This is a genomic window from Pseudomonas sp. Fl4BN1 (genome assembly GCF_009908285.1).
In the GTDB taxonomy this organism is placed as follows: Bacteria; Pseudomonadota; Gammaproteobacteria; order Pseudomonadales; family Pseudomonadaceae; genus Aquipseudomonas.
This window is the reverse complement of record NZ_JAAARM010000024.1, coordinates 73127-98191: the sequence shown is the minus strand read 5'-3', so window position 1 is coordinate 98191 and position 25065 is coordinate 73127. Positions and strand designations below refer to the sequence as shown.

Genomic DNA, 25065 nt, shown 5'->3' with positions numbered 1-25065 from the left:
GGCTCCGGGTTATTGCACGCTGGGGTTGCAGACGGGGGTGATGGGCTGATCGTTGATCACCTTGTGGGCGAACGGCACCGAATCCTTGAGGGAGGCGTTGACCGTTTCGCTGTGGCCCAGGCCCTTGTACAGGTGGCCCTCGACCACCGAGCCGGCCTTGCAGGCGTCCTGCATCAGCGCCACCTGGGTGGCGGCGGCCGGGGTCTTGTCCTCGGCGCCGGTGCCGATGAACACCGGCTGCGCGGTCTTCAGGGTCGGGTAGGACACCTGCTGCTGCCAGGCCGCCAGTTGATTGCCCTGGTAGTCCTTCTTGGCGTTGGCCGGGGTCAGGCCGACCCCCACCACGTCGCTGACCAGGGATGCCAGGCAGCTGGTGCGGGCCTGTTCGAACAGCGGCAGGGCCTTGTCGGTGTAGAAGTCCTTGGGGTTGATGCTGGGGTCGTACTGCTGGGCGGCCAGCAGGGTGTAGAAACCGTAGGCCAGGGAGGCGTCGACCTTGTTCGGGTCCTGCTCGCCGACGTTCTTCGCGCCGATGGTGTAGATCACCCCGGTGCCAATGCTGCCCTTGACCCCCAGCTCCGGGGCGTAGCTGGCGGCATAGGCAGCCGAGGCGAAGGCCCCGGCACCGCCCTGGGACTGGCCGACGATCAGCACCTTGTTGGCCAGCCCGGGCACCCCGGCGACCACGGCTTTGGCGGCGTCGAGAATGCCGTAGGCAGCCATGCGGTTGTTCAGCAGCGGATGGCCGCCGGGCACGCCCAGGCCCTGGTAGTCGCTGGCGACAATGGCGAAGCCTTCGTCCAGCCAGCGGCTCAGGTACTGCACGTCACGGTAGGAGCGGCCCTGCCAGGACGGTGCGCAGACATCCGCCACGCCCACCGTGCCATGGCCCCAGGAAGCCACCGGCCAGCCGCCGGTAGGGGCCTTGCCCTTGGGCAGGAACAGGGTGCCGGAGACCACCACCGGGGTCTTGCCGTCGATGCCATCGGTGGAGGTATAGAGAATCCGTTGCGCGCTGGCGGCGTTGGGCAGGCTCAGGGTGGCTTCCAGGGGCTCGCTGCGCAGCAGCTTGCCCGGGGTGGCGGGGATCGGCTCCTGCCAGGTATAGAAAGCCGAGACCCGGCCGTCGCCCTGCAGCGGATCGGGTTTGGGGGCGTAGGTCGGGCCGGCCATGGTCGTCAGCGAGACCGCCAGGACACTCAGGCCAAAGGTGAATTTTGCGGACAGTTTCATCAATCAGACTCGCGTTCAGGGTTCAAGGATGGGTGGCGACCTGGCCGCGCAGGGCGGGCCAGTAATCGCTCAGGTGCAGGTCGATCAGGGCCTGGTTGGTGAAACCGGTGGCCAGGGCCGGGGCGATGTCATAGGGCGTGCGGATCAGTTGGTTGGCCAGGGCGTAGGTGCTCAGTGCCTGGTAGTGGGCCTTGAGCTGCTGGTCGCTTTTCGGCGCCCAGCGCTCTTTCCAGGCCACCGGGTCGCCCTGGTCGTCGCGGCGCAGCACGCTCTCGGCGGTGCCGGCCCGGGAGGACAGCTGGTAATAGGCGTCCTGGTTCTGCTCCTGGGAAATCCACCAGGCAGCCTTGACCCAGGCAGTGGCCAGCAGTTGGGTCAGCTCCGGGTGCTGCTCGATGAAACTGTCGGTGCCCCACAGGTCGGAGATCAGCCGCCAGTCATTGGCCCCTTGCTTGGTGGACCAGATGATCTTGCCCACGCCCTTGTCTTCCAGGGCATAGGCCTCGCTGAGCAGCACCGTCGCGTCGACCTTGCCGGCGGACACCGCCGCCGCGCCGACCTGGGGGTTGAGGTTGGCGATCTTGAAGTCGTCGAGCTTCAGGCCCTTGCTGGCCAGGAAGTTGCTGAAGGCAAACTCCCAGGGCCGGCCGCGATGCAGGGCCAGGCGCTGGCCCTTGAGGTCCTCGATGCTCTTGGCCGTGGAGTTCGTCGGCACCACCAGATAGATATTGTTGCCGCTGCCGCCGGGCACGATCAGCTTGCCGGGTACGCCGCCGGCGCCAGCGATCACCGAGGGCAGGTCGCCGCGCACGGCGAAGTCGATACTGTTGTTGCTGAAGCCTTCGTTGATCTGCGGCCCGGCGCCGGCATGGGGCAGGGCGATCCACTGCAGCTTGATGCCGCGCTGGCTCAATTGCTGCTCCAGCCAGCCGTCCTCGATGACCCGCCCGGCGATCCCGCCGAACACCGGCTTGCCGCCTTGGGTAAAGGCGACGATGGCGATCTTCACCGACTCAGGGGCCGGATTGGCCAGGGCGGTGCCACTGATCAGCAGTGCGGCCAATGCGGCCAGGGTGTTGCGCCATAAAGCTTGCATTGCACTCTCCCTAAAATGTTTGCCTTCATCGCCCGAGCGAGTCTCGGCCTGGGCCCTTGGGCCTTGTGTTGCCTTTGCGGACGCCTTCGCTGGCAAGCCAGCTCCTACAGCGGATATCGCGGTGTTTCTGTAGGAGCCGGCTTGCCGGCGAAGAGGCCCTTGAGCCTTGTGTTGCCTTTGTGGACGCCTTCGCTGGCAAGCCAGCTCCTACGGCGGATGTCGCGGTGTTTCTGTAGGAGCCGGCTTGCCGGCGAAGAGGCCCTTGAATCTTGTGTTGCCCTTGCGGACGCCTTCGCTGGCAAGCCAGCTCCTACGGCGGATGTCGCGGTGTTTCTGTAGGAGCCGGCTTGCCGGCGAAGAGGCCCTTGAGTCTTGTGTTGCCTTTGTGGACGCCTTCGCTGGCAAGCCAGCTCCTACGGCGGATGTCGCGGTGTTTCCTGTAGGCGCCGGCTTGCCGGCGAAGAGGCCCTTGAATCTTGTGTTGCCTTTGCGGACGCCTTCGCTGGCAAGCCAGCTCCTACAGGGGGCGGTATTGGTTGCGGCGGCGTAGGGGCCGGTGTTGGCAGGGAGAGAGCAGATTGCATGCCAGGGTGCGGAAAAGTCGCTGCAGGCCTTGCAGGGCAAGGGTTTCGCAAAAGTCGGGCAGGCTCGTCGCAGGACGCTGTTGCTGATCGGCGAACAGCCGGGTGCTGGCCGATTGCTGCTCCAGCAGCAGGCCAGGAGCAGCGATCAGGCATATTCACAAATGGAATATATAAAGATTAATTAATAATTATTTAGTCTAAATATCTTCGTGCACTATTGAACCCGCGCTTTTACTGCCAGGAATGCACCATGTCGCTGATCACTCATCCACACGCCCGCGAATTGACCAAGTCGGTACGGGCCACCGTTCTGGTGTTCAAGGACCCGCGCTCCCAGGAACTGCTCAGCCGCATCGAGCGCCTGGCCCCCAGTGAAGCCAACACGCTGATCATTGGCGAGACCGGCACCGGCAAGGAGCTGGTGGCACGGCACATCCATCATTTGAGCCGCCGCGGGCGTGAGTCCTTTGTCGCGGTGAACTGCGGGGCCTTTGCCGAATCCCTGGTGGAAAGTGAACTCTTCGGCCATGAAAAAGGCGCCTTTACCGGCGCCACCACCCATAAGGCCGGCTGGTTCGAAGCGGCCAACGGCGGCACCTTGTTCCTCGACGAGATCGGCGACCTGCCGTTGAACATGCAGGTCAAGCTGCTACGGGTGTTGCAGGAGCGGGAAGTGGTGCGCCTGGGTTCGCGCACGCCGATTCCGATCAATGTGCGGCTGGTGGCGGCCACCAACGTCAACCTCGCGGATGCGGTGGTGGCCGGGCACTTTCGCGAAGACCTGTTCTACCGCCTGCACGTGGCGACCATCCGCCTGCCACCGTTGCGCGAACGCCCGGGGGACATTCTGCCCCTGGCGGAATTCTTCCTTGAGGAACACTGCCAGCGCCTGGGCTACAACCGCGCCTCGTTGACCGAGGAGGCCGAACGCAAGCTGCTGGAGCACAGCTGGCCGGGCAACATCCGCGAGCTGGAAAACGCCATTCACCACGCCTTGCTGGTGTGCCGTCAGCAGCGAGTGGCGCCTGGCGATCTGCACCTGGTGGACATGCGCTCTTCCGGCATCCGCCAGGAACAGGCACCCCAGGCCGCAGCGCTGCCGGCCGCGGCTGCTCCGGTGGATTTGGGACGGGCCTTGCAGGCGCTGTTCGAACAGAACATTCCGGACCTGTACGAGCACATCGAAGAGACGATCTTCCGCGAGGCCTACCGCTATTGCCACGGCAACCAGCTGCAGACTGGGCGCCTGCTCAATATCAGCCGCAACATCGTGCGGGCCCGGCTGGAAAAGATCGGCGAGTTGAACAAGCCCCTGGCAACCTCCGTTTCCTAGGCCCGAGAACCGGCCCGGAGCTTTTTTTGCCCGGGCCGGTTGACGCCTGCCGGCTTGATCTCTAGTCTTTGGAACGATCATTCCAGAAAGGTAACAGCCGTGCGTCCCAAGGAGTTCGACCCCGACCAGATCGCCGATGCGGCCATGCAGGTGTTTTGGCAGCGCGGTTACGCGGCCACCTCGATTCAGGACCTGGTGCAAGGCACCGGCCTGAGCCGCAGCAGCCTGTACAACGCGTTCGACAGCAAGCATGGCCTGTACACCTGCGCGCTCAAGCGCTACCAGCAGATGACCAGCGCCAATATCGAACTGCTGAATGCACCGGCCCCGGTGCTGGAGCGGGTGCGGCGTTTGCTGATGCGCATTGTCGACAACGAGCTGGAGGATGGCCAACGCCTGGGTTGCCTGGCAGCCAATGCGTCCCTGGAAATGGCCGGGCAGGATCCGGCGGTGGCGCAGATCGTTGCGCAGAATTTCCAGCGCATTGAAAGCGCCCTGGAGCAGGTGCTGCGCCAGGGTCAGGAGCAGGGCGAGATCGATCCGCAGAGCAATACCCGGGCCCTGGCCAGTTTTGTGGTGTGCACCGTGCAGGGGCTGCGGGTGTTGGGCAAGGGCAGCCTGCCCAATGAACGGCGCCAGCGCTTGCTGGATGTGGTCGAGGTGGCGCTGGCCAGCCTGTCCCGAGCCCAGCCCCTCCCGTAGGAGCCGGCTTGCCGGCGAAGAGGCCCTCAAAGCGCTATCAGGCTCAAGGGGGCCTTCGCTGGCAAGTCAGTTGCTATCGGAGTGGGCGTTTTTTTGCCTTGTATTGGAATGATCATTCCAGAAGCTATTCAACATAGGAGACACACAGATGACCCAGCAACCAGCAACCATCGCGGTATTAGGCATCGGCATCATGGGCGCGGCGGTGGCGCGCAACCTGCGGCGCAAGGGATTTGCGGTGCACGCCTGGAACCGCACGCCACAGCGGGCCCAGGCGCTGTTGGCGGAGGATATCCAGGTGTTTGACCAGGCCGCCGAGGCAGTGCGCGGGGCGCAGGTGATCATCACCCTGAACAAGGATGGGCCCGCCGTTCTGCAGGCCATGCAACAGGCCGCGCCGGGGCTGCAAGACGGCGCCATCTGGCTGCAGATGGCCACGGTCGGCGTGGACGCTATCGATGAGCTGCATGGTTTTGCCAAGGCCCGGGGGCTGGTCTTCTATGACGTGCCGGTACTGGGCACCCGGCAACCGGCAGAGCAGGGGCAACTGGTGGTGCTGGGGGCCGGTTCCGGTACCTATCGGCCATCGTTGCAGCCGCTGCTGGAGGCCATCGCCAAGCGCGTGCTCTGGGTCAGTGAAGAGCCGGGGGCGGGCAGCCGCCTGAAACTGGCGCTCAACAGCTGGGTACTGGCCCTGACTCACGGAGCGGCGGAAAGCCTGGCCCTGGCCAAGGGATTGGGGGTGGACCCGGCGCTGGTGGTGGAGCTGGTCAGTGGCGGCCCCCTGGACAGCGGTTATTTCCAGGCCAAGACCCGGGCCATGCTCAGTGGCGACTACAGCCCGAGCTTTACCGTGGCCAATGCCTTGAAGGATGCCGAGTTGATGGTGGCTGCGGCCCACAAGGTCGGGGTCCGGGTCGACCTGGCCGAGGCCGGCATCCAGCGTTTTCAGCGGGCCCTGGACCGGGGGCACGCAGACAAGGACATGGCCGCGTCCTACCTCGGCTGAATGCCCCGTAGGAGCTGGCTTGCCAGCGAAGGCGTCGGCCCAGGCGCTGCATGTCTTGCGGACTTCTTCGAGAGCGATGCAAGGCTCGAGGGCCTCTTCGCCGGCAAGCCGGCTCCTACAGGGGCCTGCACGGTGTATCTGACTGCTGTAGGAGCTGGCTTGCCAGCGAAGGCTGCCGTCCAGGCGCTGCATGTCTTGCGGACTTCTTCGAGGGCGATGCAAGGCTCGAGGGCCTCTTCGCCGGCAAGCCGGCTCCTACACGGGGGGATTTTTTTCTTGTGTGAGTATTTGTTCATGAGTGGTTCTTCGTCTTTCCCGGCTGCCTCCAACCGGCTGCCGATCTGGCAGTTGCTGGCCTTCACCTTGGCCGGCTTTGTCGCCATCGTCACCGAAACACTGCCCGCGGGGCTGTTGCCGCAGATCAGCCAGGGCCTGGGCATCAGTCAGGCCCTGGCCGGGCAGTTGATCAGTGTCTATGCCCTGGGCTCGGTGGCGGCAGCGATTCCGTTGATCGCCGCCACCCGCAGCTGGCGCCGACGGCCCTTGCTGTTGCTGGCCATCGGCGGCTTGTTGCTGTTCAACAGCCTCACCGCCTTGTCGACCCACTATCTGTTGACCCTGGCTGCACGGTTCGCCGCGGGCATGGCCGCCGGGCTGGTCTGGGGCTTGCTGGCCGGTTATGCCCGGCGTCTGGTGGTGCCCGAGTTGCAAGGCCGGGCCCTGGCAGTGGTGGGGATCGGCCAGCCGATTGCCCTGTGCCTGGGGGTACCCCTGGGGGCCTGGCTGGGAACGCAGATGGATTGGCAGGAGATTTTCTGGGGGCTGTCGCTGCTGGCCCTGCTGCTGTGGTTCTGGGTGCGCCTTGCGGTGCCGGACTATCCCGGCCAGCAGGCCCACCAGCGCCAGCCGATCGCGCGGATCTTTCTCACCCGGGGCCTGCCCCAGGCGCTGCTGGTGATCTTCGTGTGGATCCTGGCCCACAACATTCTCTACACCTACATCGCGCCGTTCCTGGCGTCCCTGGGCCAGGCGGCTTCCCTGGATCGAGCTCTGCTGGTGTTCGGCCTGGCCTCTCTGGCGGGGATCTGGCTGACCGGGCTCGGCGTCGATCGCTGGTTGCGCGGGCTGACCCTGTGCAGCCTCGCCGGCTTTGCTCTGGCCTGCCTGCTGTTGGGTATCGGCGCCAGTCAGCCCTGGCTGCTGTGGCTCGGCATTGGCGCCTGGGGCCTGACCTTCGGCGGCGCCCCGACCTTGCTCCAGACCGCCGTGGCGGACGTGGCCGGGGAGGGCGCGGACGTCGCCCAGTCGATGTTGGTGACGATCTTCAACCTGGGAATCGCCTGCGGGGGTGTGGTCGGTGGCCTGCTCTTGCAACGCTATGGCGCGGTGTCCTTTCCCTGGGCCATGGCCGCTCTGGCGCTGGCGGGCCTGATATTGGTGTGGGGCGCACGCAGCCATGCCTTCAAGCCGGGTCAGAGGCTGGCCTGCTCCGGCTGAACATGGGCCTCGCGGGCCTGTTGCAAGAGGGTTACCCATTCATTGGCGAAGCGGTGGCAGTCCCCCGGCCAGCGCGCGGTCAACAGGTTGCGGTCCCGCACCACAAAGCCGCGCTCGGGATGCGCCGCCGAGTCCCGGCGGGGCAGCCAGGGGCCGGAGAGAAAGTCCGCCGGGCTGGCCAGTGCCTGCTTGATCTCATGCTCGACGCTGTGGGCGTAGGTGCGGTAGTAGCGCCCCAGCCACGGCGCGGTGACGATCCAGGCCGCCAGCTCCATGGGGCCGGCGAGCAGGGCGGTGACCTTGCGCCCGTAGAGTACCGAACGCCCGCTTTCGGGGTCGATGCAGCGGGCCAGCGCCAGGGGGCCGTGACACACCGCAGCCACGGGTTTATCGGCCTTGAAGAACGCCATGATGATGCGCCTTGCGTCCTCGGACTCCAGCAGGCTGCGCATGCCCCGGGCATGCCCGCCCGGAATCAGCAAACCCTCGAAGCCCTGCGGATCGACTTCGGCATAGTTCAGGGGGCTGAGAAACGCCGGGTCGCGGGTCATGCTGTGGTAGCGCTCAAGGTCGGCGGCCGGGGTCATCAACAGCGGATTGAGCGGGCCGAAGCCTAGGCTCACAAGGCGCGAGTCGGCGTAGGCCACAAACCCCAGCGGCGTGGCGAATTGCGCCTCGAACCCGGCCTCCCTGGCAGCCTGCCAGGGCAGGCTGCTTTCAGTGGGATCGTAGTCGGCGTGGGGCAGCAGAATCAGGATCATGGCGCGGGCTCGCAGCACAAAGGGTGCGCAGCAGATTAGCAGGCGTCGGGCAGGCTGTAGTCGAACGCGTAGTGGTGCTGGCCGTCCTGGATACGGATCTGCATCCGGCCCGTGAGGCCCAGCAGTTCGCCGCTGGTGGAGTCGGGCAGCACCTGGATGTGCAGGGTCGACTGGCCGCGGTCCATGACCCCGTAGTGCATCAGCACGAAGCTGCCGCGGCGACCGGCCAGGCTGCCTGAGAATCTTTCCAGCGCCACATAGCCTGCCGAGCCCGCTACCGTGCCGATGCTGTTGAGCATTTCGCCGAGGCTGGTTCCCTGCAAGTCGCCCTCGAAGGTCTTGTGAATCGCCTTGCGTCCCAGTTGCGCGGCTTCGGTATCCGGGGCAACGGGGTGGTTGGGCAGTTCGACGTTGAATTGTCCGGTGGCGTGCATGCTGTTCTCCAGTGTTGAGCGGGTGATAATAAGCGCCGGACCGTTGGGCGTTGGGCCCAGGTCTTCGGACAAGGATGAAAGCACAAGCATCATGCAGCGGATTGGAAAAACGCGACCGCCAGCAGCAGCGGCTCCCGGGCCGGCTCGGGGCGTGCTCAACCAGCGCTTGTCGGCCCGGCACTTCGAGCATTTGCGCCAGGCCCCGCCGCCCGCCCTGGCGCCCTGGGTGGAGCACTTCTGGTATGTCGGCTGGGCCTTGCCCGGGGCGCTGGTCGAACGCCAGGAAACCTTGCCTCATCCCAATGCGCACCTGGTGTTCGAGGGAGGCCAGGCGCGGGTCTGGGGGCCGCATCGGCAACGCTTCAGCAAGACCCTGGCCGGCCATGGCTGGGTGTTCGGGGTGAAGTTTCGTGCGGCGGCGTTGCAGCCGTTCTGGGGGCGCCCCATGGAGCAATTGCGTGATCGCTCGGTGGCTGCTGGCGAAGTCTGGGCCGCCGCCGATACCTGGCTCGACCCTGGCGCCTGGCCGGGGATGGCGGTGATGTGCGAGCGGGCCGAAGCCTTGCTGATGCCCAGCCTGCCCGCCGCCGATGAGCGGGTGTGGCTGCTCAATGAACTGGTGGCCCGGGCCGCGACGGACTGTCGCCTGACCCGAGCGCAGGACCTGGCGCAGTTGGCCGGCGTGAGCCCGCGTCAGTTGCAGCGGCTGTTTGCCCATTACGTCGGGGTGAGCCCAAAGTGGATCATCGCCCGTTACCGCCTGCATGAGGCCCTGGCCCTGTTGCAACGCGGCGAGGCCCAGCCGGATGCCGAGCTGGCCCTGCGCCTGGGCTACTTCGACCAGGCGCATTTCGTCAGGGACTTCCAGCGCATGGTGGGCCAGCCACCGGCCGCCTACGTGCGCAGCCAGGTGGCGCCGGACTGAGCTGGCGCCAGCGTTGGCCAATGGTCGCTGCTTATTTGGCCGCTGCCGCGCGGGTGCGTTCGATGTCCTGCACCAGGCCATCGATGCGGCGCAATTGCTCGCGGTTGTCGTGATCCCAGGGATGAAAGCCCGGCTTGAAGAACTGCAGCCAGGGCAGGGCGATTCGCGGGAACACGCCCTTGGGGCCGTAGAGGTACTTGATCACTTGCCACAGGCCGCGCCAATGACCGCCGCGACGGCGGTCGGCAATCAGCATGCGCAGGTGAAAATCGAACACCACCAGCCAGAAGGTCAGGGTGGTGAACAGCATGCTCCCGGTGCGGATCAGGTAGCGCTTGGGCCCGGGCTTGAGCACGCTGTTGAAGACGTCGTAGGACACCGACTTGTGCTCGGTTTCCTCCAGGGCGTGCCACAGCCACATCTGTCGGTAACCCGCCACCGAGTCGCCGAAGCGGCTGGGGTCGCGCAGCAGCAGGTCGGCAAGAATCGCCGTGTAGTGTTCCAGGGCCACGGTGATCGCCAGATTGAAGGCGGGTGGGAAGTGTTTTTTCTGGAAGTCGAGGAACATCCGCAACCGCCGGTCCAACAGCTGGGCCGGCAGCCCGGCCGCTTGCAACAGGTCGTTGTAGCGCAGGTGCTCACGGCTGTGCATGGCTTCCTGGCCGATGAAACCCTGGATCTCGCGCTTGAGCTGGGGGTCGTCAATCTGCTCGCGGTAGTGGCGCACGCTGTCCATGAAGAACAGTTCGCCGGTAGGGAACAGCAGGGACAGGGCGTTGAAAAAATGGCTCACGTGACTGCCTTGTTCGTGCCAGTCGCAGGCGCGTTCGGCAGGCAGTTCGACCTGGATGTCGCGGCGGATGGGCAGCATGGCTGTCGCTCCTCTAGACATGAAATGGGGAGCGCGGCCTTAGCGGCTGCGTTCGTCCTGGGGCTCGTAGACTGGCGCCGGGACCTTGCCCGGCCGCGGCGCCATGCGCCGGCTGAGCCACACCACCAGAGCCTGGTAGGCACTGGGCAGCAGGCGCACCAGTAGGTCGAGGACGTGCGCATCACGGCCGATCAGCACCCGCCGCCGGTTCTTGCGCACCCCCCGCAGAATCACCTTGGCGGCGGTTTCGGCGGAGGTGATGAAGAGCTTCTCGAAGTCGTCGCGGGCTTGCTGTTCGTTGTCGATCAAGAACCCCTTGACGCTGTCGCAGATGCGGCTGGAACGGGCGATCTCGGTGCGGATGCCTCCCGGGTGCACGCAGGTGGCGGAGACCCCGTGACCTTGCAGGTCCAGCTCCTGGCGCAGGGACTCGGTGAAGCCGCGCACGGCGAACTTGGTGGCGTTGTAGCCGCTCATGCCCGGTTGGGCGAACAGTCCGAAGACGCTGGACGTGTTGACGATATGCCCCTCGCCGGCCTGCTTGAGGTAGGGCAGGAAGGCCTGGGTGCCGTGCACCACGCCCCAGAAATTGACGTCGACGATCCACTCCAGGTCGGCCAGGCTCGAGCCTTCGATGGTGCTCGACAAGGCCACCCCGGCGTTGTTGAACACCAGGTTGACCTGTCCGTGCTCGGCGGCAGTGGCGGCGGCCCAGGCGAACATCGCCGCACGGTCGCCGACGTCCAGTTCCTGGCTGCTGATGCGCAGTGGCAGCAGCGTCGCGGCCCGCGCCTGGGCCGCGGTCTGCGCCAACCCCTGGGGGTTCTTGTCGGCGAGTGCCAAGTGGCAGCCCTCGCGGGCCAGGGCCACGGCCAGAGCGCGGCCCATGCCGGAGGCGGCGCCGGTAATGGCGGCGACTTTACCGTTAAAGTTTTTCATCGATGGCGGCCTCTTGCAGATTCACTGGGCGCACTGTGGCCGGTGTGGCGACAGGCCCGGGATGGGGCAGGTGAGTGGTCAGGTAGTCCTCGAGCTGGAAGTGCTGCACAGCCTTCCTGAAGCTCAAGGTCGAGCCGGGCCAGAGCGTGGTGTTCTGCCCACTGCGAGGGTCCAGGTACCAGCTGCGGCAACCGCCGGTGGACCAGATGGTTGTCGCCAGGCGCTGTTGCAGGCGCTGGTTGTACTGGCTCTCGACCTGGGGCTTGACCTCCAGTGTGGCTATTGCGCTGTGGCGCATCCGTTCCAGGGCCTTGAGGATGTAGTCCACCTGGGCCTCGATCATCAGGATCATCGAGTTGTGCCCAAGGCCGGTGTTGGGGCCGACGATCATGAACAAATTCGGAAAGCCCGCCACGCAGGTGCCAAGGTAGGCATGGGCGCCCCTGGACCAACTGTCGATCAGGTCCTGGCCCTGGCGGCCAAACAGCAGGCCGCGGGGTATCGGGTCGGTGGCCTGGAAACCGGTGCCGAAGATGATGCAGTCCACGCTGTGCCGGTGGCCGTCGGCGGTGATCAGCGCGTCGCCGTCGATGCGCTGGATCGCCTCGCTGATCACCCCCACGTTGCCCCGGGACAGGGCCGGGTAATAGTCATTGGAAATCAGGATACGTTTGCAGCCAATGGTGTAGTCCGGGGTCAGGCGCTGGCGCAGGAGCGGATCGGGCACCTGTTTGCGCAAGTGCCGCAGGGCCACGCGCTGCACCACTTTCATCAGCTGTGGGCGGCGGGCGAAGGCGATCACCCGGCTCTCCAGGGTCCAGTACAACGCCGAACGCATCAGCCGCTGAGTGAATGGCAGATGCTTGAAGGCCCAGCGCTCCAGCGCGCCGAGTTCACGGTCGGGCTTGGGCATGATCCACGGCGGGGTGCGCTGGAAGAGTTTGAGCTGGGCCACCTGGGGGGCGATTTTTGGCACGAACTGGATCGCGCTGGCGCCGGTGCCGATCACCGCCACTCGTTTGCCCTGCAGCGAATAGCGGTGGTCCCACTGCTGGGAGTGGAAGCGCTTGCCGGTGAAGGATTCGAGCCCGGGTATATCGGCAATCGCCGGGCGCGACAGGCCGCCCATGCCGGAGACCAAGACCCGCGCACTGACTTGGCGGCCATTGCCAAAGCGCAGTTGCCAGCGCTCGGTGACGGCATCGAAGACGGCCTGTTCCAGGCCCATGTTGAAGCGCAGAAACGGCCCCAGGGCAAAATCCCTGGCGCAGTTTTCCAGGTATTCGCGGATTTCCGCCTGGGGGGCGAACTGCCGGGTCCAGTTCGGATTGGGCGCGAAGGAGAAGGAATAAACGTGGGATTGCACGTCGCAGGCGCAGCCGGGGTAGTGATTGTCGCGCCAGGTACCCCCCAGGGACGCGGCGTGTTCGGCGACAAAGAAATCTTCTAGCCCGGCTTCTTTGAGTTTGATCGCCATGCACAGCCCGGCGAAGCCGGCGCCGATGATGGCGATGTCAACGACCTCGGGGTCATTGGGTGGCGAGTACGCATTCATGGTGAGTACCTCGATTGTGGTGACGCTTTTTGATGACTTTCGTCGGTGAGTGAAATCTCAGGATTGCACAATTTAAAATAATGTTTTAAAAATTAATTTAAATAAATCACCTGAAAATGTCATCTGCGCCAGTCGCCTGTGGTTTTTTGCGGGGCTCATCCGGACTCTGGATGAGACGTCACAGGCAGTAGCAGGCCCAGGCAACAGCCACAGAGCCGGATCATCCCGATCGCGGGCCACGGCGCAGGGAAGCTGAGGGGACGGGTTATGGATTGGCTGGTAGCGGCAGCGGTATTCCTGATAGTCAGCGCGGTGCTCTGGGGAGTGAGCGTGCGCATCAACCGCAGGATTGAACGCGAGGTTCCGATCAACGGCCGCTTCCTGGACGTTGCTGGCGAACGCATTCATTACACCGACGAAGGCCGCGGCCCGGCGCTGTTGATGATCCATGGGCTATCGGGTTGCGGGCGCAATCTCACGCACTCCCTGGCACCACAATTGCGCGAGCAGTTCCGGGTGATCACCCTCGACCGGCCCGGTTCCGGCTACTCCACTCGAGCGCGGGGCGCGGCCGCGGACTTGCCAGCCCAGGCCAGCCTGATCGCTAGCTTCATTCGCACCCTGGACCTGGGACAGCCACTGGTGCTTGGGCATTCCCTGGGGGGCGCGGTTGCCCTGTCCCTGGCGCTGGATTATCCGCATGCGGTGTCCGGGTTGATCCTGGTGGCACCGCTGACCCATCCCCAGCGCACGCTGCCACTGGTGTTTCTGTCCCTGGGGGTGCGTCCGGCCTTCCTGCGGCGCTGGCTGTCACTGACCCTGGCCGCGCCGATGGCCATGCTCGGGCGCCGGTCCCTGGTCAAGGCGGTGTTCGCTCCGGATTCGCCGCCCGAGGATTTCCCCGTGCGTGGGGGCGGGCTGCTGGGCATGCGTTCGGACAACTTCTATAACGCGTCCAGCGAGATTGCGCTGGTCAACCGCGCCTTGCCCGACATGGTCAAGCATTACCCCAGCCTGACGTTGCCGGTGGGCTTGATCTACGGTTCGGCCGACGCGGTACTCAACTACCGCAAGCATGGCGAGTCGATGCTCGGCAAGGTGACGGGGCTGTCACTGGAGATTGTTCCGGGGCACGGGCACATGCTGCCCATCAGTGCGGTCGAGCCGGTGGTGGCGATGGTCCAGCGAATCGCAGCCCAAGCCAGGCCGCAGCGCAGTGCCACCGTGCTGCACCCGCCGTTCGCGGCATCACGAGCAAGCTAGGGGCGTTGTCGGGGGCGCGTTGACGCGGCGCCCAACGACTCTGGCAGCAGCGGTAAATGCTTCACGGGCGACATTCAAAACAAGCCGAAAAAATAGTTGACGAGCTAACGAATCCGAGCTATTTATTTAAAAAAATGTTTTGAATGTTTTTTTTGAAAGTGCAATTGAGCGATTAAAATAATGAAAATAACGCCATTTCACGCTTTTGTTTTTTCATCCATTCACGCTCTGTACAGCGCAACCGCGTTGTCCTTTATAGCATCCCTGCCGACCGCCATCCTGCGGAGGCTGCCATGACTGTTTCCGTGGCGGCACCTGGCGTATGGACCGATGGCAAGCGTCACCTGTGGTGGCTGGGGATCTTGCCGATGATCACTCCGCTGCTGGCCGGGCTGTCCGCCCTGACCACCGGTGTGCAGGTGCTCTGGTGGAGCGGGGTGCTGGTGATCTTCGGCCTGATCCCGTTGATCGACGGCCTGATGGGAGAGGATGCCAGCAACCCGCCGGAGTCCGCGGTTCCCGATCTGGAAAAACAACCCTACTACCGCTTCATCGTCTATAGCTGTGCGGTGTTTTCCGTGCTGTCCCTGGTGGTCACCGCGTGGATGGCCGTCAGCGGCGTCGACTGGATCATCGCCGGCGGCCTGTTGCACTTGAGTGAGCAGCTGCACCTGCACGGCAGCCTGGCAAGTTTCGCCGCGTTTCTTACCGAACGCGCCCAGTTGCACGGCAGCGTCGGCTGGTTCACTTACCTGGGCATGGCGATGTCCACCGGCGCGGCCACGGGCATCGCCATCAACATCGCCCATGAACTGGGGCACAAGAACCGGGGGATGGCCAAGTTCCTGGCCAAACTGGCCCTGGCCTCGACCTTCTACGGGCACTTCTTCGTCGAGCACAACCGGGGCCACCACGTGCGCGTGGCGACTCCGGAAGATCCCGCCAGTTCGCGTCTTGGCGAGTCTTTCTGGAGCTTCCTGCCGCGTACCACCTGGTTCAGCCTGCGCTCGGCCTGGCACCTGGAAAGCCAGCGCCTGCACAAGCTCGGGCTGCCGACCCTGCACTGGAAGAACGGCGTGCTCAGCGCCTGGTTGTACAGCGTGGTGCTCTGGGGGGTACTGATCGCCTGGCTCGGCGCGGCGGTGATTCCCTTCCTGCTGATCCAGGGCATCTACGGTTTCTCCTTGCTGGAGGTGGTGAACTACGTGGAGCACTACGGCCTGCTGCGGCAGAAACAGCCCAACGGCCGCTATGAACGCTGCTCGCCACGGCATTCCTGGAACAGCAACCGGATCGTCACCAACATCTTCCTGTTCCAGCTGCAACGGCACTCCGACCATCACGCCAACCCGACCCGTTCATACCAGGCCCTGCGCCACTTCGACGAATCGCCGCAACTGCCTTATGGCTACGCCACCATGATCGTTTGGGCCTACGTGCCGTTTCTCTGGCGGCGACTGATGGATCACCGAGTGCTGGCGCATTACTCGGGGGATGTCCGGCTGGCCAACCTGCATCCGGCCAAACGCAGCGAACTGCTCAAGCAACACGGCTTTACCGACACCGATTGAAACACCGCTGTTGCGTTGTGCTGCTCAGCCCTTCAAGTGCCGGTGAACCATTTGCGTTCACCGGTGACGGAGTCCCTTGACGGCGGAGCAGAGTCAGATGAAGTCCTTGAACACGTTGACCGACAACAACAATAAGCAACTGTAAGGAAGTCACGGATGTCTATCTCACCGCTGTTTGCTGCCCGTCTGTTCGTGGTCCTGGTGGGGGTGTCGATGATGGGTGCGGCCGACGCCGCGCGCATCGAACCGGCCAATACCGAGTTCACCGCCAAAGGCCCCATCAGTTTTGCCAAGAGCATCATCAATGCCGACTGCACCATCCAGGTCAGCGGCAAGGTCAGTCCCGATGGCAGCTTCGCCAGCGTCGACAAAGTCGACTTCAGCGGCGGCCTCAAGTGTGGCCAGGTCGAAGCCACGCACCTGCCCTGGAAGCTGATTGCAAAGGATGAAGCCAGCGGTGCCATGTCCGGTATCCGGGTCACCGTGCACGCGCCGCTGGTGGGTGGCGATTGTGGGCCGAGCACCGCCGAAGGCAGTTGGAACAACAGCACCGGAAAACTCGAGGCGACCCAGGTCAGCCTCGACGGTGGCTGCACCATCAAGACTGTGTCGATCCAGATGCCGCCGACCTTTCGGGTCGCGCCCTGATCGACAACAGAATCCATGGAGGGACGCTGATGAACTTGCGATCGAGTCCGAAAGCACGGGTGGTTCAGGCCGTGTCGGTATCGCCCTAGCGTGCTCCAGCACCGAATTCGGTCGAACTGGAGAGCCGATGGCGTCATCGACACCCTGGCAAGGCTGATAACCCCCTGGCAACTGCCTGTTGCCTAAATCTTGAGGAAAACAACAATGCAAAGCATCAAGACTCTGGTATCCGTAGCTTCTTTCGCCATCTGCCTGGGCGCCGCGTCGATGGCCAGCGCTGCCACCATTGCTCCTGCTGGTGCGACTTTCTCGGCGCCAGGCACCATCTCGGTGGCCTCGCCTGCGTCGTTCGGCATACCGGTCAATTGCAACATCAATTTCACCGGTACCGTAGCGGCCAATGGCGCCAACGCCTCGATCACCGGTGCCACGGTCAGCGGCAGCAACTCCTTGTGCAGCGTACCGGCCCTACTGGGTCTGCCCTGGACGCTGAGTACCTCCAGCGCTACCACCGGCACTGTGGCTGGGGTCAACTTCAAGATCCTCTCCAACTGCAGCGCTTCTCCAGTGACGATCAACGTCTCCTGGAACAACGCGACCAACACCCTGAGCATTCCTTCGGCGCAAACCGTCGGCAGCTGCAAAATCACTGCTCTGAGCGTCAACCCGAACCCTGCTCTCACCGTAACGCCATGAAGTTGAGCTGACTTCAGCCTGTTGATCACTTGCTGAAAAAAAACAGGCGCCTCTGCTGAGGCGCCTGTTGCAACACCCTGGATCGGTGCTAGCCGATCGCGGTCGATAATAATAAGGAGTGGGGCATGAATAATAAGAAACACAAGATCCAGGCAGTCATCGGCCTGGCAGTGCTGGGCGGCCTGATGAGTTCCGGGTCGGTGCAAGCGGGTGGTTTTACTACTCCTACTTTTGGTACCCCCGGCTGGGGTCGGGCGTTCGGTGGGGGGTCATTGTTCAAGAATGATCCCAGTGCGGCCTACAACAACCCGGCAGCCATGGCGTTCATCGATCAGAACGTGGCACAGATGACCGTCGATTACGCGCGGATCAAGCTCAAGTACAAGGGCAATGCCTACGATTACCAAGGCAAGCCGGCCTCCACCTCTTCGATCGACGATCCTTTCAACCAGACCCCGCTTGAAGGCAATGGTGGCGAGGGTGGTTTTACCGCCTGGTTGCCGACCGGCTTCCTGGTCATGCCCATCAATGATCGCTTTGCCTTTGGCTTGAGCCAAGTGGTTCCCATGGGCATGCGCAGCACCTGGGACAACGGCTGGAAGGGACAGGATTTCGCGGTGGACACCAAGATCGAAACGGCGGGGGTCTCAGGCGCCTTCTCGTTCAAGGTCAACGATCAGTTCGCCCTCGGCCTGGGCGCGATCCTCCAGCACACCAACGGCTTTGTCAGCCAGAACCTCAACTTGAGCGGTGCCGCCGGGGTCTCCCTGTTGCCGGGCGCTCCTTCAGGCGTGGGTTCCAACCTGATGCGGGTCAAGGTGGATAACACCTCCGTCGGCTGGTTTACCGGGGTGACCTGGAAACCTACCGAACAGGACACTCTGGGGGTGAACTATCACGCCAAGATCAAGAACAAGCTGGAAGGTAAATACAATATCCGGGCCGACGCCTTGGGCCGGGCCTACACCGACTCTTCCTCAGGGCCATCCCTCGTGGAAATTGCCTATCCGGGGCTCAAGCTCAATCCCGATGGCGCCAATGCCTCGGCCCAGCTGGATATTCCGGCCAGTGCAGCTATCGACTGGGTGCACGTGTTCAATGATCGCTTCACCCTCGGCGTCAGCGCACTCTGGACACAGTGGTCGTCGTTCAAGGACCTGACGCTCAAGTCCGATGGCAACACCCTCATTTCGATCCCCTACCGATACAAGGACTCGATGATGTACTCGGTGGGTGGCGACTACCGTTTCACCGATCAGCTGACACTGCGTGCCGGTGTGGCCTTCGACCAGACGCCGACCCGTGGTTCAACCCGTGACCCACGGATTCCGGACAATGATCGCTGGTTCACCTCGCTGGGTTTTGGTTATGACATCAAGGCGGTTCCAGGGCTGACCATCGACGGCGCCTACTCGCGGCAATTCGTCAAGGAAGCCCGGATCCAGACCCAGAACCAGGATCGTCTTGGCGGGTCTCGCCTCGATGGCAAGGTTGAAGCCTCGGGTGAAGTGGTCAGCCTGTCTGCGACCTATCACTTCTGACACCCGTACTGCGCCGGGTTTCAGGCGCACGGCGGTACAGGCTGCGTCTGCTGTATTGCCGTAGCCTGGACCGGCGGGCGTCGTTCGCGTCCTGACCCATTCCCTGTGTCCTCGAGGCTGAGTTCGCTCAGCCGCATATTTTTGCCAAATGTTTAAATTATTATTTAAAAATAAAATTTGAAACGTCGTTCTTTCCTTTGTAGGGTGATCTTCGAGGGGCCGGCACAACGCCCAGGTTCCACGTGGTTGTCTCGTTAGAACAAGAGAGGTATTCCATGATTGTCTGGTTATTGTTGGGACTCGCCGCGGCACTTGCATTGGCCTATCGACAAGCGACTGCAGTCTTGTGGCTGGGCATTGGCCTGGTCTGGCTGGCGGCAGGGCATCTGTTCAATTTGCTGGGCACCCTGGGGCTGACCCTGGGCACGGCGCTGGTCCTGCTGCCGGCTGCGGTGCTGGCAATCAAGCCGCTGCGTCGCGCCTTGCTGACCCGCAAGGCCCTGGCGATGTTCCGCAAGATCATGCCGGCGATGTCCGACACCGAGCGCGCGGCCATCGAGTCCGGCACGGTCTGGTGGGACGCCGAGCTGTTCAGTGGCAAGCCCGATTGGCCGCGCTTGCTGCAGGCCGCACCGGCCAGCCTGAGCGCTGAAGAACAAGCGTTCATGGACAATGAAGTGGAAACCCTGTGTGACATGGCCAACGACTGGGAAACCACCCAGGTCTGGCAGGATCTGTCGCCCAAGGCCTGGCAATACACCAAGGACGCCGGTTTCCTGGGGATGATCATTCCCCGGCAGTACGGCGGCAAGGGCTTCTCCCATTACGCTCACTCGCAAGTGGTGATGAAGCTCTCCACCCGTTGCTCGGCGGCGGCGATCTCGGTGATGGTGCCCAACTCCCTGGGCCCGGCGGAGTTGCTGTTGCACTACGGCACCGAAGCCCAGCGCCAGCATTACCTGCCGCGCCTGGCTCGCGGCGAAGACATCCCGTGCTTCGCCCTGACCAGCCCCTACGCCGGCTCCGACGCCGGGGCAATTCCCGATGTCGGGGTGGTTTGCAAAGGTCAGTTCGAAGGCCAGGAAGTGCTGGGTTTCAGCGTTACCTGGGACAAGCGCTACATCACCCTGGGGCCGATTGCCACGGTGCTGGGCCTGGCCTTTCGCGCCGAAGACCCAGAGGGCTTGCTGGGCAAGAAAGGCAGCCTGGGTATTACCTGCGCGCTGATCCCCACCCGCCATCCGGGGGTCAATACCGGGCGCCGTCACTGGCCGCTGAACGCGGTGTTCCAGAACGGCCCGACCACTGGCAAGAATGTGTTCATTCCCCTGGAATGGGTGATCGGCGGCGGCGACCAGGTGGGCAACGGCTGGCGCATGCTGATGGAGTGCCTGGCCGCTGGCCGGGCGATCTCCCTGCCGTCGGCCAACGTCGGCATGGGCAAGGTTGCAGTACGCGGCACCACTGCTTACGCGGCGATGCGCAAGCAGTTCGGCCTGCCGATCGGCAAGTTCGAAGGGGTGCAGGCTCCTCTGGCGCGCATGGCCGGGCACCTGTACACCTGCGACGCGGTGCGCAAGGTGTCGGTGGCGTCCCTGGACGCCGGCGAAAAGCCCTCGGTGATCTCGGCCATCGCCAAGTACCACGTCACCGAGCGCGCCCGGGCCATCGTCAATGACGGCATGGACATCGTCGCCGGCAAGGGCATCTGCATGGGGCCCAACAACTTCCTCGCCCGGGCCTATCAGCAAAGCCCGATCGCCATCACTGTTGAAGGCGCGAACATCATGACCCGCTGCCTGATCATCTACGGTCAGGGCCTGATCCGCTGCCATCCTTATGTGTTGCGCGAAATGGAAGCGGCCCGCGACAGCGGGCGCAAGAGCCTGGAAGATTTCGACAGCGCAATGTTCGGCCATATCAGCTTTGTGTTGGCCAACACGGTGCGGGCAGCGGTGCATGCACTTACCGGCGGGCGCCTGATCAAGGCCCCGGCCAAGACCGACAAGGCCCTGGCTCCTTACTACCGGCAGATCCAGCGTCTGTCGGTGGTCCTGGCCCTGACCTCGGACATTTCCATGGGCGTGCTGGGCGGTGCCCTCAAGCGCAAGGAAAGTATCACCGGGCGCCTGGGGGACATTCTCTCGCAGCTGTACATCCTGTCCTGCGTGTTGAAGCGTTTCGAGGATGACGGTCGTCCACAGTCCGATCTGCCGCTGGTGCACTGGTCAGCCCAGGATGCGCTGCTGCGGGCCCATGAAGCCCTGGCCGAGGTGCTGGACAACTACCCGTCCAAGGCGGCTGCCCGGATCATCCGTGGCTTGAGCTTCCCGATGGGTATCCCTCAGCACAAACCCTGCGACCAACTGTTGGCGCAAGTCGCCGAGCTGGTGCAGACCCCGGGCCCTACCCGCGAACGCCTGCTGGCCGATTCCTACATGCCTCAGCCGGAAATCGACAAGCTGGCCTATGGCGAACTGGCGTTCCGCCTGCAGCCGCAAGTGGACCTGATCGAGGCGCGGCTCAAGCCGGCGATCAAGCAGGGCACCCTGGCGCCGCTGCCGATTTCCCGCGAGGCGTTTGTCATCTGGCGAGTCAAGGCCCTGGAGCAGCAACTGATCAGTGCCGACGAGGACGAGTTGCTGGGGCGCTATGTGGAGTACGGCGACCACGCGATCCAGGTCGACGACTTCCCCCAGGACTTCGGTCTGCTGGAAGCCCTGCAACAGCGTCAGACGCACTTCGAGCAAAGCGCCAAGCCGGCGCCGCGCAAACGTGCCGCCAGCAGCGAAGACGCGGTGACGGCCAGCGATTCGGCCTATTGACCCTCTACGGCTTTTGATCGGGATCTCTTTATGTCTGATGGTTATCTTTCGTTCGTCAATTCCGGGTGGGGGCGCTGGCTGGCCCAGCGCACGGGCCTGCCACAACCGGTGCCGCTGCAACGCCACCGCGAGGGCCAGGGCAGCAACCTGATCAACCCGGTGATCCTTGCCGCGGCGCCCGAGGGGCGTCTGTTGGGCGAACTGCAACGGATCTTCGCCGCCACCGACACGGTGGCCGCGCAGGCCGCCAGCATCACTGCACCTTCCACGGTGAAGGTCCAGGGCGTGGTGTTCGATGCCAGCGGGCTGAGCGATATCGCCCAGCTCGATGAGCTGTACCGTTTCTTTCACGCCAACGTCCGGCGCCTGACCGCCCACGGTCGGGTACTGGTGTTGGGCACGCCGCCGGAGCATTGCACGGCGCTCGCCCAGGCGGTGGCGCAGCGCGCCCTGGAAGGCTTTGTGCGCTCATTGGGCAAGGAATTGCGCCGGGCCATCACCGTGCAGTTGCTGTACGTCGAGCCCGGCGCCGAAGCGGAACTGGACAGCAGCCTGCGGTTCTTCCTGTCTCGCCGCTCGGCCTATGTCTCGGGCCAGGTGGTGCGTATCGGCGAACCGGTGGACGTGCCCAAGCACATCGATTGGGCGCAGCCGCTCCACGGCCGTCGGGCCCTGGTCACCGGTGCCTGTCGCGGTATCGGCCTGGCCATCGCCAAGGTCCTGGCCCGGGAGGGCGCCCAGGTGGTGTGCCTGGATATTCCCCAGGTCGAGGCCGAGCTGCAGCAAGCGGCGGGGGGGCTGGGCGGCAGCGCCCTGGCCCTGGACATTAGCGCTTCCGGCGCCGGCCAGCGGTTGCTGGAGTTCGTCGGTGAGCACGGCGCCTTCGATATCGTCGTGCACAACGCCGGGATCACCCAGGACAAGACCCTGGCGAAGATGACCGAGGCTGCGTGGCGCAAGGTCATGGCGGTCAACCTCGAGGCGCCGCTGCTGCTCAGCCAGGCGTTGCTGGAAGGGCAGGGGCTGAACCCGGGAGGACGGATTGTCTGCGTGTCGTCGATTTCCGGGATTGCCGGTAACCTCGGGCAAAGCAACTACGCCACCTCCAAGGCCGGGGTCATCGGCCTGGTGCAGAGCCTGGCGCCCTTGGCGGCGCGCCAGCAGATCACGGTCAACGGTGTGGCTCCGGGGTTCATCGAAACCCAGATGACCGCGAAGATCCCGCTGATGATTCGCGAGGCCGGACGGCGGATGAATTCCATGTCCCAGGGCGGGCAGGCCGTGGACGTGGCGGAAACCATCGCCTGGCTGGCCCATCCGGCTTCCGGCGGGATCAATGGACAGCTGGTCCGCGTCTGCGGGCAAAGCCTGCTGGGGGCCTGAGCCATGAATGCCGATAGCGCGATACGCATCATCGAACCACCACCGTCCCGTGGCCAGTTGCTGTACGAAGGTATCCGCAGCTTGCGCAAGCCCAAGCTGCAGGCGCCGCCGACCTTGCCGCTGGAGCGCCTGGTGCGTCCGGCGGTGGAGCTGCAGGAGGCGGCGATTGCCGGTTATGCCCAGGCCTGCGGCTTTCGCCGGGAGCACGGGGTGCCGCTGTCGTTTCCCCACACCCTGGCGTTTCCCTTGCACCTGATGCTGCTCACCAGTCGCACCTTTGCCTACCCGGCCAGCGGCATGGTGCACCTGGCCAACCGCATCCGTCAGTACCAGCCATTGGCCCAGGGCCAGGCCCTGCGCCTGGAGGTGTTCGCCGAGCATTGGCTGGCGCATCCCAAGGGCCAGGCCCTGTCCATTGCCACCCGGGCCCACAGTGGCGGCAGCCTGGTCTGGGAAAGTGACAGCCTGTACCTGCGGCGCGGGGTAGCGGCACCGATTGGCGAGCCCTGGCAGGGCACGCTGAACCTGGATGAGCAGGCCCTGATCCGCACCCAGCGCTGGACCTTGGGGGGCGATCTGGGACGGCGTTTTGCCCAGGTCAGTGGTGACTTCAATCCGATCCATACCTCGTGGCTCGGTGCCCGGCTGTTCGGCTTTCGCCGGCCAATTGCCCACGGCCTGTGGACCCTGGGCCGGGCGCTGGCGGCGCAGCAACCGCCGCACCCGCTGGCCGCAGCGCAGCTGGATTGCGAGTTCAAGCTGCCGATCTTCCTGCCGGCGGCCGTGACCTTGTGGAGCCAGCCGCCTGTCGACCAGCAACAGGCATTCGAAGTGCGCAACAACGCGGGGGACAAGCCGCACATGCGCGGCCTATTTATCGGGGGAGCTCGGTGATGACTGAGTACAGTTTCAATCCGGCGCCGGTGCGTCGGGTGGCAATCATCGGCGGCAATCGGATTCCGTTTGCCCGCTCCAATACGGTGTATGCCAATGACAGCAACCAGGATCTGCTGGTGGCCGCATTGCAGGGCCTGGTGGACCGCTTCGGCCTCTCGGGCCAGCGCTTGGGCGAGTTCGCCGCGGGGGCGGTGATCAAGCATTCCCGTGATTTCAACCTGGCTCGGGAAAGCCTGCTGTCCACCACGTTGTCGCCGCAAACCCCGGCCTACGATGTGCAGCAAGCCTGCGGCACCGGACTTGAGGCGGCGCTGCTGGTGGCCAACAAGATCGCCCTGGGGCAGATCGAAGTCGGCATCGCCGGCGGTGCCGACACCACTTCCGACGCGCCCATCGGGATCAACGAGGGCCTGCGTCGCACCTTGCTCCAGGCCAATCGGGCCAAGGGCACCGGCAACAAACTGCGCAGCCTGCTGAAGGTTCGGCCGGGCATGTTGTTCAAGCCGCTGTTGCCGCGCAATGGCGAGCCGCGCACCGGCCTGTCCATGGGTGAGCACTGTGAAGAAATGGCCAAGCGTTGGCAGATCAAGCGCCTGGCCCAGGACGAACTGACCCTGACCAGCCACCAGCAACTGCACGCCGCTTACCAACGGGGGTTCTTCGATGACCTGATCACCCCGTACCGCGGCCTCAAGCGTGACAACAACCTGCGGGCCGATGCCAGCCTGGAGAAACTCGCCGGCCTGGGCCCGGCCTACGACCGCAACAGCGGCACCCTGACTGCCGGCAACTCGACGCCGCTCACCGATGGCGCCTCGGTGGTGCTGTTGGCCAGCGAAGACTGGGCGGCGGCCAACAACCTGCCGGTACTGGCGTACCTGCGTACCGGGGAAACGGCGGCAGTGAATTTTGTCGACGCCAGCGAAGGCTTGTTGATGGCGCCGGCCTATGCGGTGCCGCGAATGCTCGCCCGGGAAGGCCTGAGCCTGCAGGATTTCGACTTCTACGAGATTCACGAAGCCTTCGCCGCCCAGGTGCTGTGCACCCTCAAGGCCTGGGAAGACCCCGACTATTGCCGCGAGAAACTCGGGCTGGAGACGCCGCTGGGGAGCATTGAGCGCAGCAAACTCAATATCAACGGCGGCTCCCTGGGTTGTGGTCATCCTTTCGCCGCGACCGGTGGCCGCCAACTGGCGACCCTGGCCAAGGCGATCCATGAACGAGGCGGCGGCCGTGGCCTGATTTCCATCTGTGCAGCAGGCGGGCTGGGCATCACCGCCATCGTCGAAAAATAAAATAACC

21 protein-coding genes are annotated in these 25065 nt (G+C 64.3%); 14 read left to right on the top strand and 7 right to left on the bottom strand.

The window, feature by feature from the left end; genetic code table 11:
- Positions 1–9 precede the first annotated feature (9 nt).
- Both GV818_RS23685 and GV818_RS23680 read right to left on the bottom strand, forming a co-directional pair.
- Positions 10–1233, bottom strand: coding sequence for a lipase family protein (locus tag GV818_RS23685; RefSeq protein WP_161777686.1), 1224 nt, complete (start codon positions 1231–1233; stop codon positions 10–12).
- A gap of 22 nt (positions 1234–1255) precedes the next feature.
- Positions 1256–2329 (bottom strand): ABC transporter substrate-binding protein, encoded by a 1074-nt coding sequence (locus tag GV818_RS23680; RefSeq protein ID WP_161777685.1) that lies wholly within the window; start codon positions 2327–2329, stop codon positions 1256–1258.
- Between the two features lie 834 nt (positions 2330–3163).
- Between GV818_RS23680 and GV818_RS23675 the strand changes: the two genes are divergently transcribed.
- The 4 genes from GV818_RS23675 to GV818_RS23660 all read left to right on the top strand — a co-directional run bounded on the left by GV818_RS23675 (position 3164) and on the right by GV818_RS23660 (position 7454).
- Complete coding sequence (locus GV818_RS23675) at positions 3164–4246, top strand: sigma-54 interaction domain-containing protein (protein WP_161777684.1); 1083 nt, start codon at positions 3164–3166, stop codon at positions 4244–4246.
- A gap of 99 nt (positions 4247–4345) precedes the next feature.
- Positions 4346–4948, top strand: a complete 603-nt coding sequence (locus GV818_RS23670; RefSeq protein ID WP_161777683.1) for a TetR/AcrR family transcriptional regulator — start codon at positions 4346–4348, stop codon at positions 4946–4948.
- Positions 4949–5096: 148 nt separating this feature from the next.
- A complete protein-coding gene (locus GV818_RS23665) occupies positions 5097–5957 on the top strand; it encodes an NAD(P)-dependent oxidoreductase (RefSeq protein ID WP_161777682.1) in 861 nt (286 codons plus the stop codon).
- A 294-nt stretch (positions 5958–6251) separates the two neighbouring features.
- Positions 6252–7454 (top strand): MFS transporter, encoded by a 1203-nt coding sequence (locus GV818_RS23660; protein ID WP_161777681.1) that lies wholly within the window; start codon positions 6252–6254, stop codon positions 7452–7454.
- Here the strand turns inward: GV818_RS23660 and GV818_RS23655 are convergent.
- A complete protein-coding gene (locus GV818_RS23655; RefSeq protein ID WP_161777680.1) occupies positions 7430–8215 on the bottom strand; it encodes a type 1 glutamine amidotransferase domain-containing protein in 786 nt (261 codons plus the stop codon). The two genes, GV818_RS23660 and GV818_RS23655, sit on opposite strands and share 25 nt — an antisense overlap.
- Before the next feature lie 35 nt (positions 8216–8250).
- Positions 8251–8649, bottom strand: coding sequence for a DUF3224 domain-containing protein (locus GV818_RS23650; protein WP_161758889.1), 399 nt, complete (start codon positions 8647–8649; stop codon positions 8251–8253).
- A gap of 91 nt (positions 8650–8740) precedes the next feature.
- On the opposite strand from GV818_RS23650, the gene GV818_RS23645 reads away from it, so the two are divergent.
- Positions 8741–9574 (top strand): AraC family transcriptional regulator, encoded by an 834-nt coding sequence (locus tag GV818_RS23645; RefSeq protein WP_161777679.1) that lies wholly within the window; start codon positions 8741–8743, stop codon positions 9572–9574.
- A gap of 31 nt (positions 9575–9605) precedes the next feature.
- On the opposite strand, the gene GV818_RS23640 is transcribed toward GV818_RS23645, so the two are convergent.
- Genes GV818_RS23640 through GV818_RS23630 form a run of 3 tightly spaced genes read right to left on the bottom strand, consistent with a single transcriptional unit; the run spans position 9606 to position 12939 of the window.
- Positions 9606–10445 carry a metal-dependent hydrolase gene (locus GV818_RS23640; RefSeq protein WP_161777678.1) on the bottom strand — a complete coding sequence of 280 codons (840 nt, stop codon included), beginning with the start codon at positions 10443–10445 and terminating at the stop codon, positions 9606–9608.
- A 39-nt stretch (positions 10446–10484) separates the two neighbouring features.
- Positions 10485–11384: an SDR family NAD(P)-dependent oxidoreductase gene (locus tag GV818_RS23635; protein ID WP_161777677.1), complete on the bottom strand. Its 900-nt coding sequence runs from the start codon at positions 11382–11384 to the stop codon at positions 10485–10487.
- Positions 11371–12939 (bottom strand): flavin-containing monooxygenase, encoded by a 1569-nt coding sequence (locus GV818_RS23630; RefSeq protein WP_161777676.1) that lies wholly within the window; start codon positions 12937–12939, stop codon positions 11371–11373. Before GV818_RS23630 ends, GV818_RS23635 begins: the two co-directional genes overlap by 14 nt.
- A gap of 267 nt (positions 12940–13206) precedes the next feature.
- Between GV818_RS23630 and GV818_RS23625 the strand changes: the two genes are divergently transcribed.
- The 9 genes from GV818_RS23625 to GV818_RS23585 all read left to right on the top strand — a co-directional run bounded on the left by GV818_RS23625 (position 13207) and on the right by GV818_RS23585 (position 25058).
- Complete coding sequence (locus tag GV818_RS23625) at positions 13207–14202, top strand: alpha/beta fold hydrolase (RefSeq protein WP_161758884.1); 996 nt, start codon at positions 13207–13209, stop codon at positions 14200–14202.
- A 293-nt stretch (positions 14203–14495) separates the two neighbouring features.
- Positions 14496–15773 (top strand): alkane 1-monooxygenase, encoded by a 1278-nt coding sequence (locus GV818_RS23620; protein WP_161758883.1) that lies wholly within the window; start codon positions 14496–14498, stop codon positions 15771–15773.
- 156 nt (positions 15774–15929) lie between these two features.
- A complete protein-coding gene (gene praA / locus GV818_RS23615; protein ID WP_161777675.1) occupies positions 15930–16421 on the top strand; it encodes an alkane oxidation protein activator PraA in 492 nt (163 codons plus the stop codon).
- A gap of 204 nt (positions 16422–16625) precedes the next feature.
- Positions 16626–17117 carry an alkane oxidation protein activator PraB gene (gene praB, locus GV818_RS23610; RefSeq protein ID WP_161758881.1) on the top strand — a complete coding sequence of 164 codons (492 nt, stop codon included), beginning with the start codon at positions 16626–16628 and terminating at the stop codon, positions 17115–17117.
- 125 nt (positions 17118–17242) lie between these two features.
- Positions 17243–18658 (top strand): outer membrane protein transport protein, encoded by a 1416-nt coding sequence (locus GV818_RS23605; RefSeq protein WP_161758880.1) that lies wholly within the window; start codon positions 17243–17245, stop codon positions 18656–18658.
- A gap of 275 nt (positions 18659–18933) precedes the next feature.
- On the top strand, positions 18934–21483 hold the full coding sequence (locus GV818_RS23600) for an acyl-CoA dehydrogenase (RefSeq protein WP_161777674.1): 2550 nt from the start codon (positions 18934–18936) through the stop codon (positions 21481–21483).
- Positions 21484–21513: 30 nt separating this feature from the next.
- Positions 21514–22866, top strand: coding sequence for a 3-oxoacyl-ACP reductase (locus tag GV818_RS23595; RefSeq protein ID WP_161777673.1), 1353 nt, complete (start codon positions 21514–21516; stop codon positions 22864–22866).
- A 3-nt stretch (positions 22867–22869) separates the two neighbouring features.
- Positions 22870–23760: a MaoC family dehydratase gene (locus GV818_RS23590; RefSeq protein ID WP_161777672.1), complete on the top strand. Its 891-nt coding sequence runs from the start codon at positions 22870–22872 to the stop codon at positions 23758–23760.
- Complete coding sequence (locus GV818_RS23585) at positions 23760–25058, top strand: acetyl-CoA C-acetyltransferase (protein ID WP_161758876.1); 1299 nt, start codon at positions 23760–23762, stop codon at positions 25056–25058. Before GV818_RS23590 ends, GV818_RS23585 begins: the two co-directional genes overlap by 1 nt.
- Positions 25059–25065 lie beyond the last annotated feature (7 nt).

Excerpts from the sequence above, each read along its gene's own strand:
- GV818_RS23640 (WP_161777678.1), bottom strand. The coding sequence starts at position 10,445 with ATGCTGCCCATCCGCCGCGACATCCAGGTCGAACTGCCTGCCGAACGC.
- GV818_RS23675 (WP_161777684.1), top strand. The coding sequence starts at position 3,164 with ATGTCGCTGATCACTCATCCACACGCCCGCGAATTGACCAAGTCGGTA.
- GV818_RS23605 (WP_161758880.1), top strand. The coding sequence starts at position 17,243 with ATGAATAATAAGAAACACAAGATCCAGGCAGTCATCGGCCTGGCAGTG.
- GV818_RS23685 (WP_161777686.1), bottom strand. The coding sequence starts at position 1,233 with ATGAAACTGTCCGCAAAATTCACCTTTGGCCTGAGTGTCCTGGCGGTC.
- GV818_RS23630 (WP_161777676.1), bottom strand. The coding sequence starts at position 12,939 with ATGAATGCGTACTCGCCACCCAATGACCCCGAGGTCGTTGACATCGCC.
- GV818_RS23650 (WP_161758889.1), bottom strand. The coding sequence starts at position 8,649 with ATGCACGCCACCGGACAATTCAACGTCGAACTGCCCAACCACCCCGTT.
- GV818_RS23625 (WP_161758884.1), top strand. The coding sequence starts at position 13,207 with ATGGATTGGCTGGTAGCGGCAGCGGTATTCCTGATAGTCAGCGCGGTG.
- GV818_RS23655 (WP_161777680.1), bottom strand. The coding sequence starts at position 8,215 with ATGATCCTGATTCTGCTGCCCCACGCCGACTACGATCCCACTGAAAGC.
- GV818_RS23680 (WP_161777685.1), bottom strand. The coding sequence starts at position 2,329 with ATGCAAGCTTTATGGCGCAACACCCTGGCCGCATTGGCCGCACTGCTG.
- GV818_RS23590 (WP_161777672.1), top strand. The coding sequence starts at position 22,870 with ATGAATGCCGATAGCGCGATACGCATCATCGAACCACCACCGTCCCGT.
- GV818_RS23635 (WP_161777677.1), bottom strand. The coding sequence starts at position 11,384 with ATGAAAAACTTTAACGGTAAAGTCGCCGCCATTACCGGCGCCGCCTCC.
- praB (WP_161758881.1), top strand. The coding sequence starts at position 16,626 with ATGCAAAGCATCAAGACTCTGGTATCCGTAGCTTCTTTCGCCATCTGC.
- GV818_RS23600 (WP_161777674.1), top strand. The coding sequence starts at position 18,934 with ATGATTGTCTGGTTATTGTTGGGACTCGCCGCGGCACTTGCATTGGCC.
- GV818_RS23585 (WP_161758876.1), top strand. The coding sequence starts at position 23,760 with ATGACTGAGTACAGTTTCAATCCGGCGCCGGTGCGTCGGGTGGCAATC.
- GV818_RS23620 (WP_161758883.1), top strand. The coding sequence starts at position 14,496 with ATGACTGTTTCCGTGGCGGCACCTGGCGTATGGACCGATGGCAAGCGT.
- GV818_RS23660 (WP_161777681.1), top strand. The coding sequence starts at position 6,252 with ATGAGTGGTTCTTCGTCTTTCCCGGCTGCCTCCAACCGGCTGCCGATC.
- GV818_RS23665 (WP_161777682.1), top strand. The coding sequence starts at position 5,097 with ATGACCCAGCAACCAGCAACCATCGCGGTATTAGGCATCGGCATCATG.
- praA (WP_161777675.1), top strand. The coding sequence starts at position 15,930 with ATGTCTATCTCACCGCTGTTTGCTGCCCGTCTGTTCGTGGTCCTGGTG.
- GV818_RS23645 (WP_161777679.1), top strand. The coding sequence starts at position 8,741 with ATGCAGCGGATTGGAAAAACGCGACCGCCAGCAGCAGCGGCTCCCGGG.
- GV818_RS23595 (WP_161777673.1), top strand. The coding sequence starts at position 21,514 with ATGTCTGATGGTTATCTTTCGTTCGTCAATTCCGGGTGGGGGCGCTGG.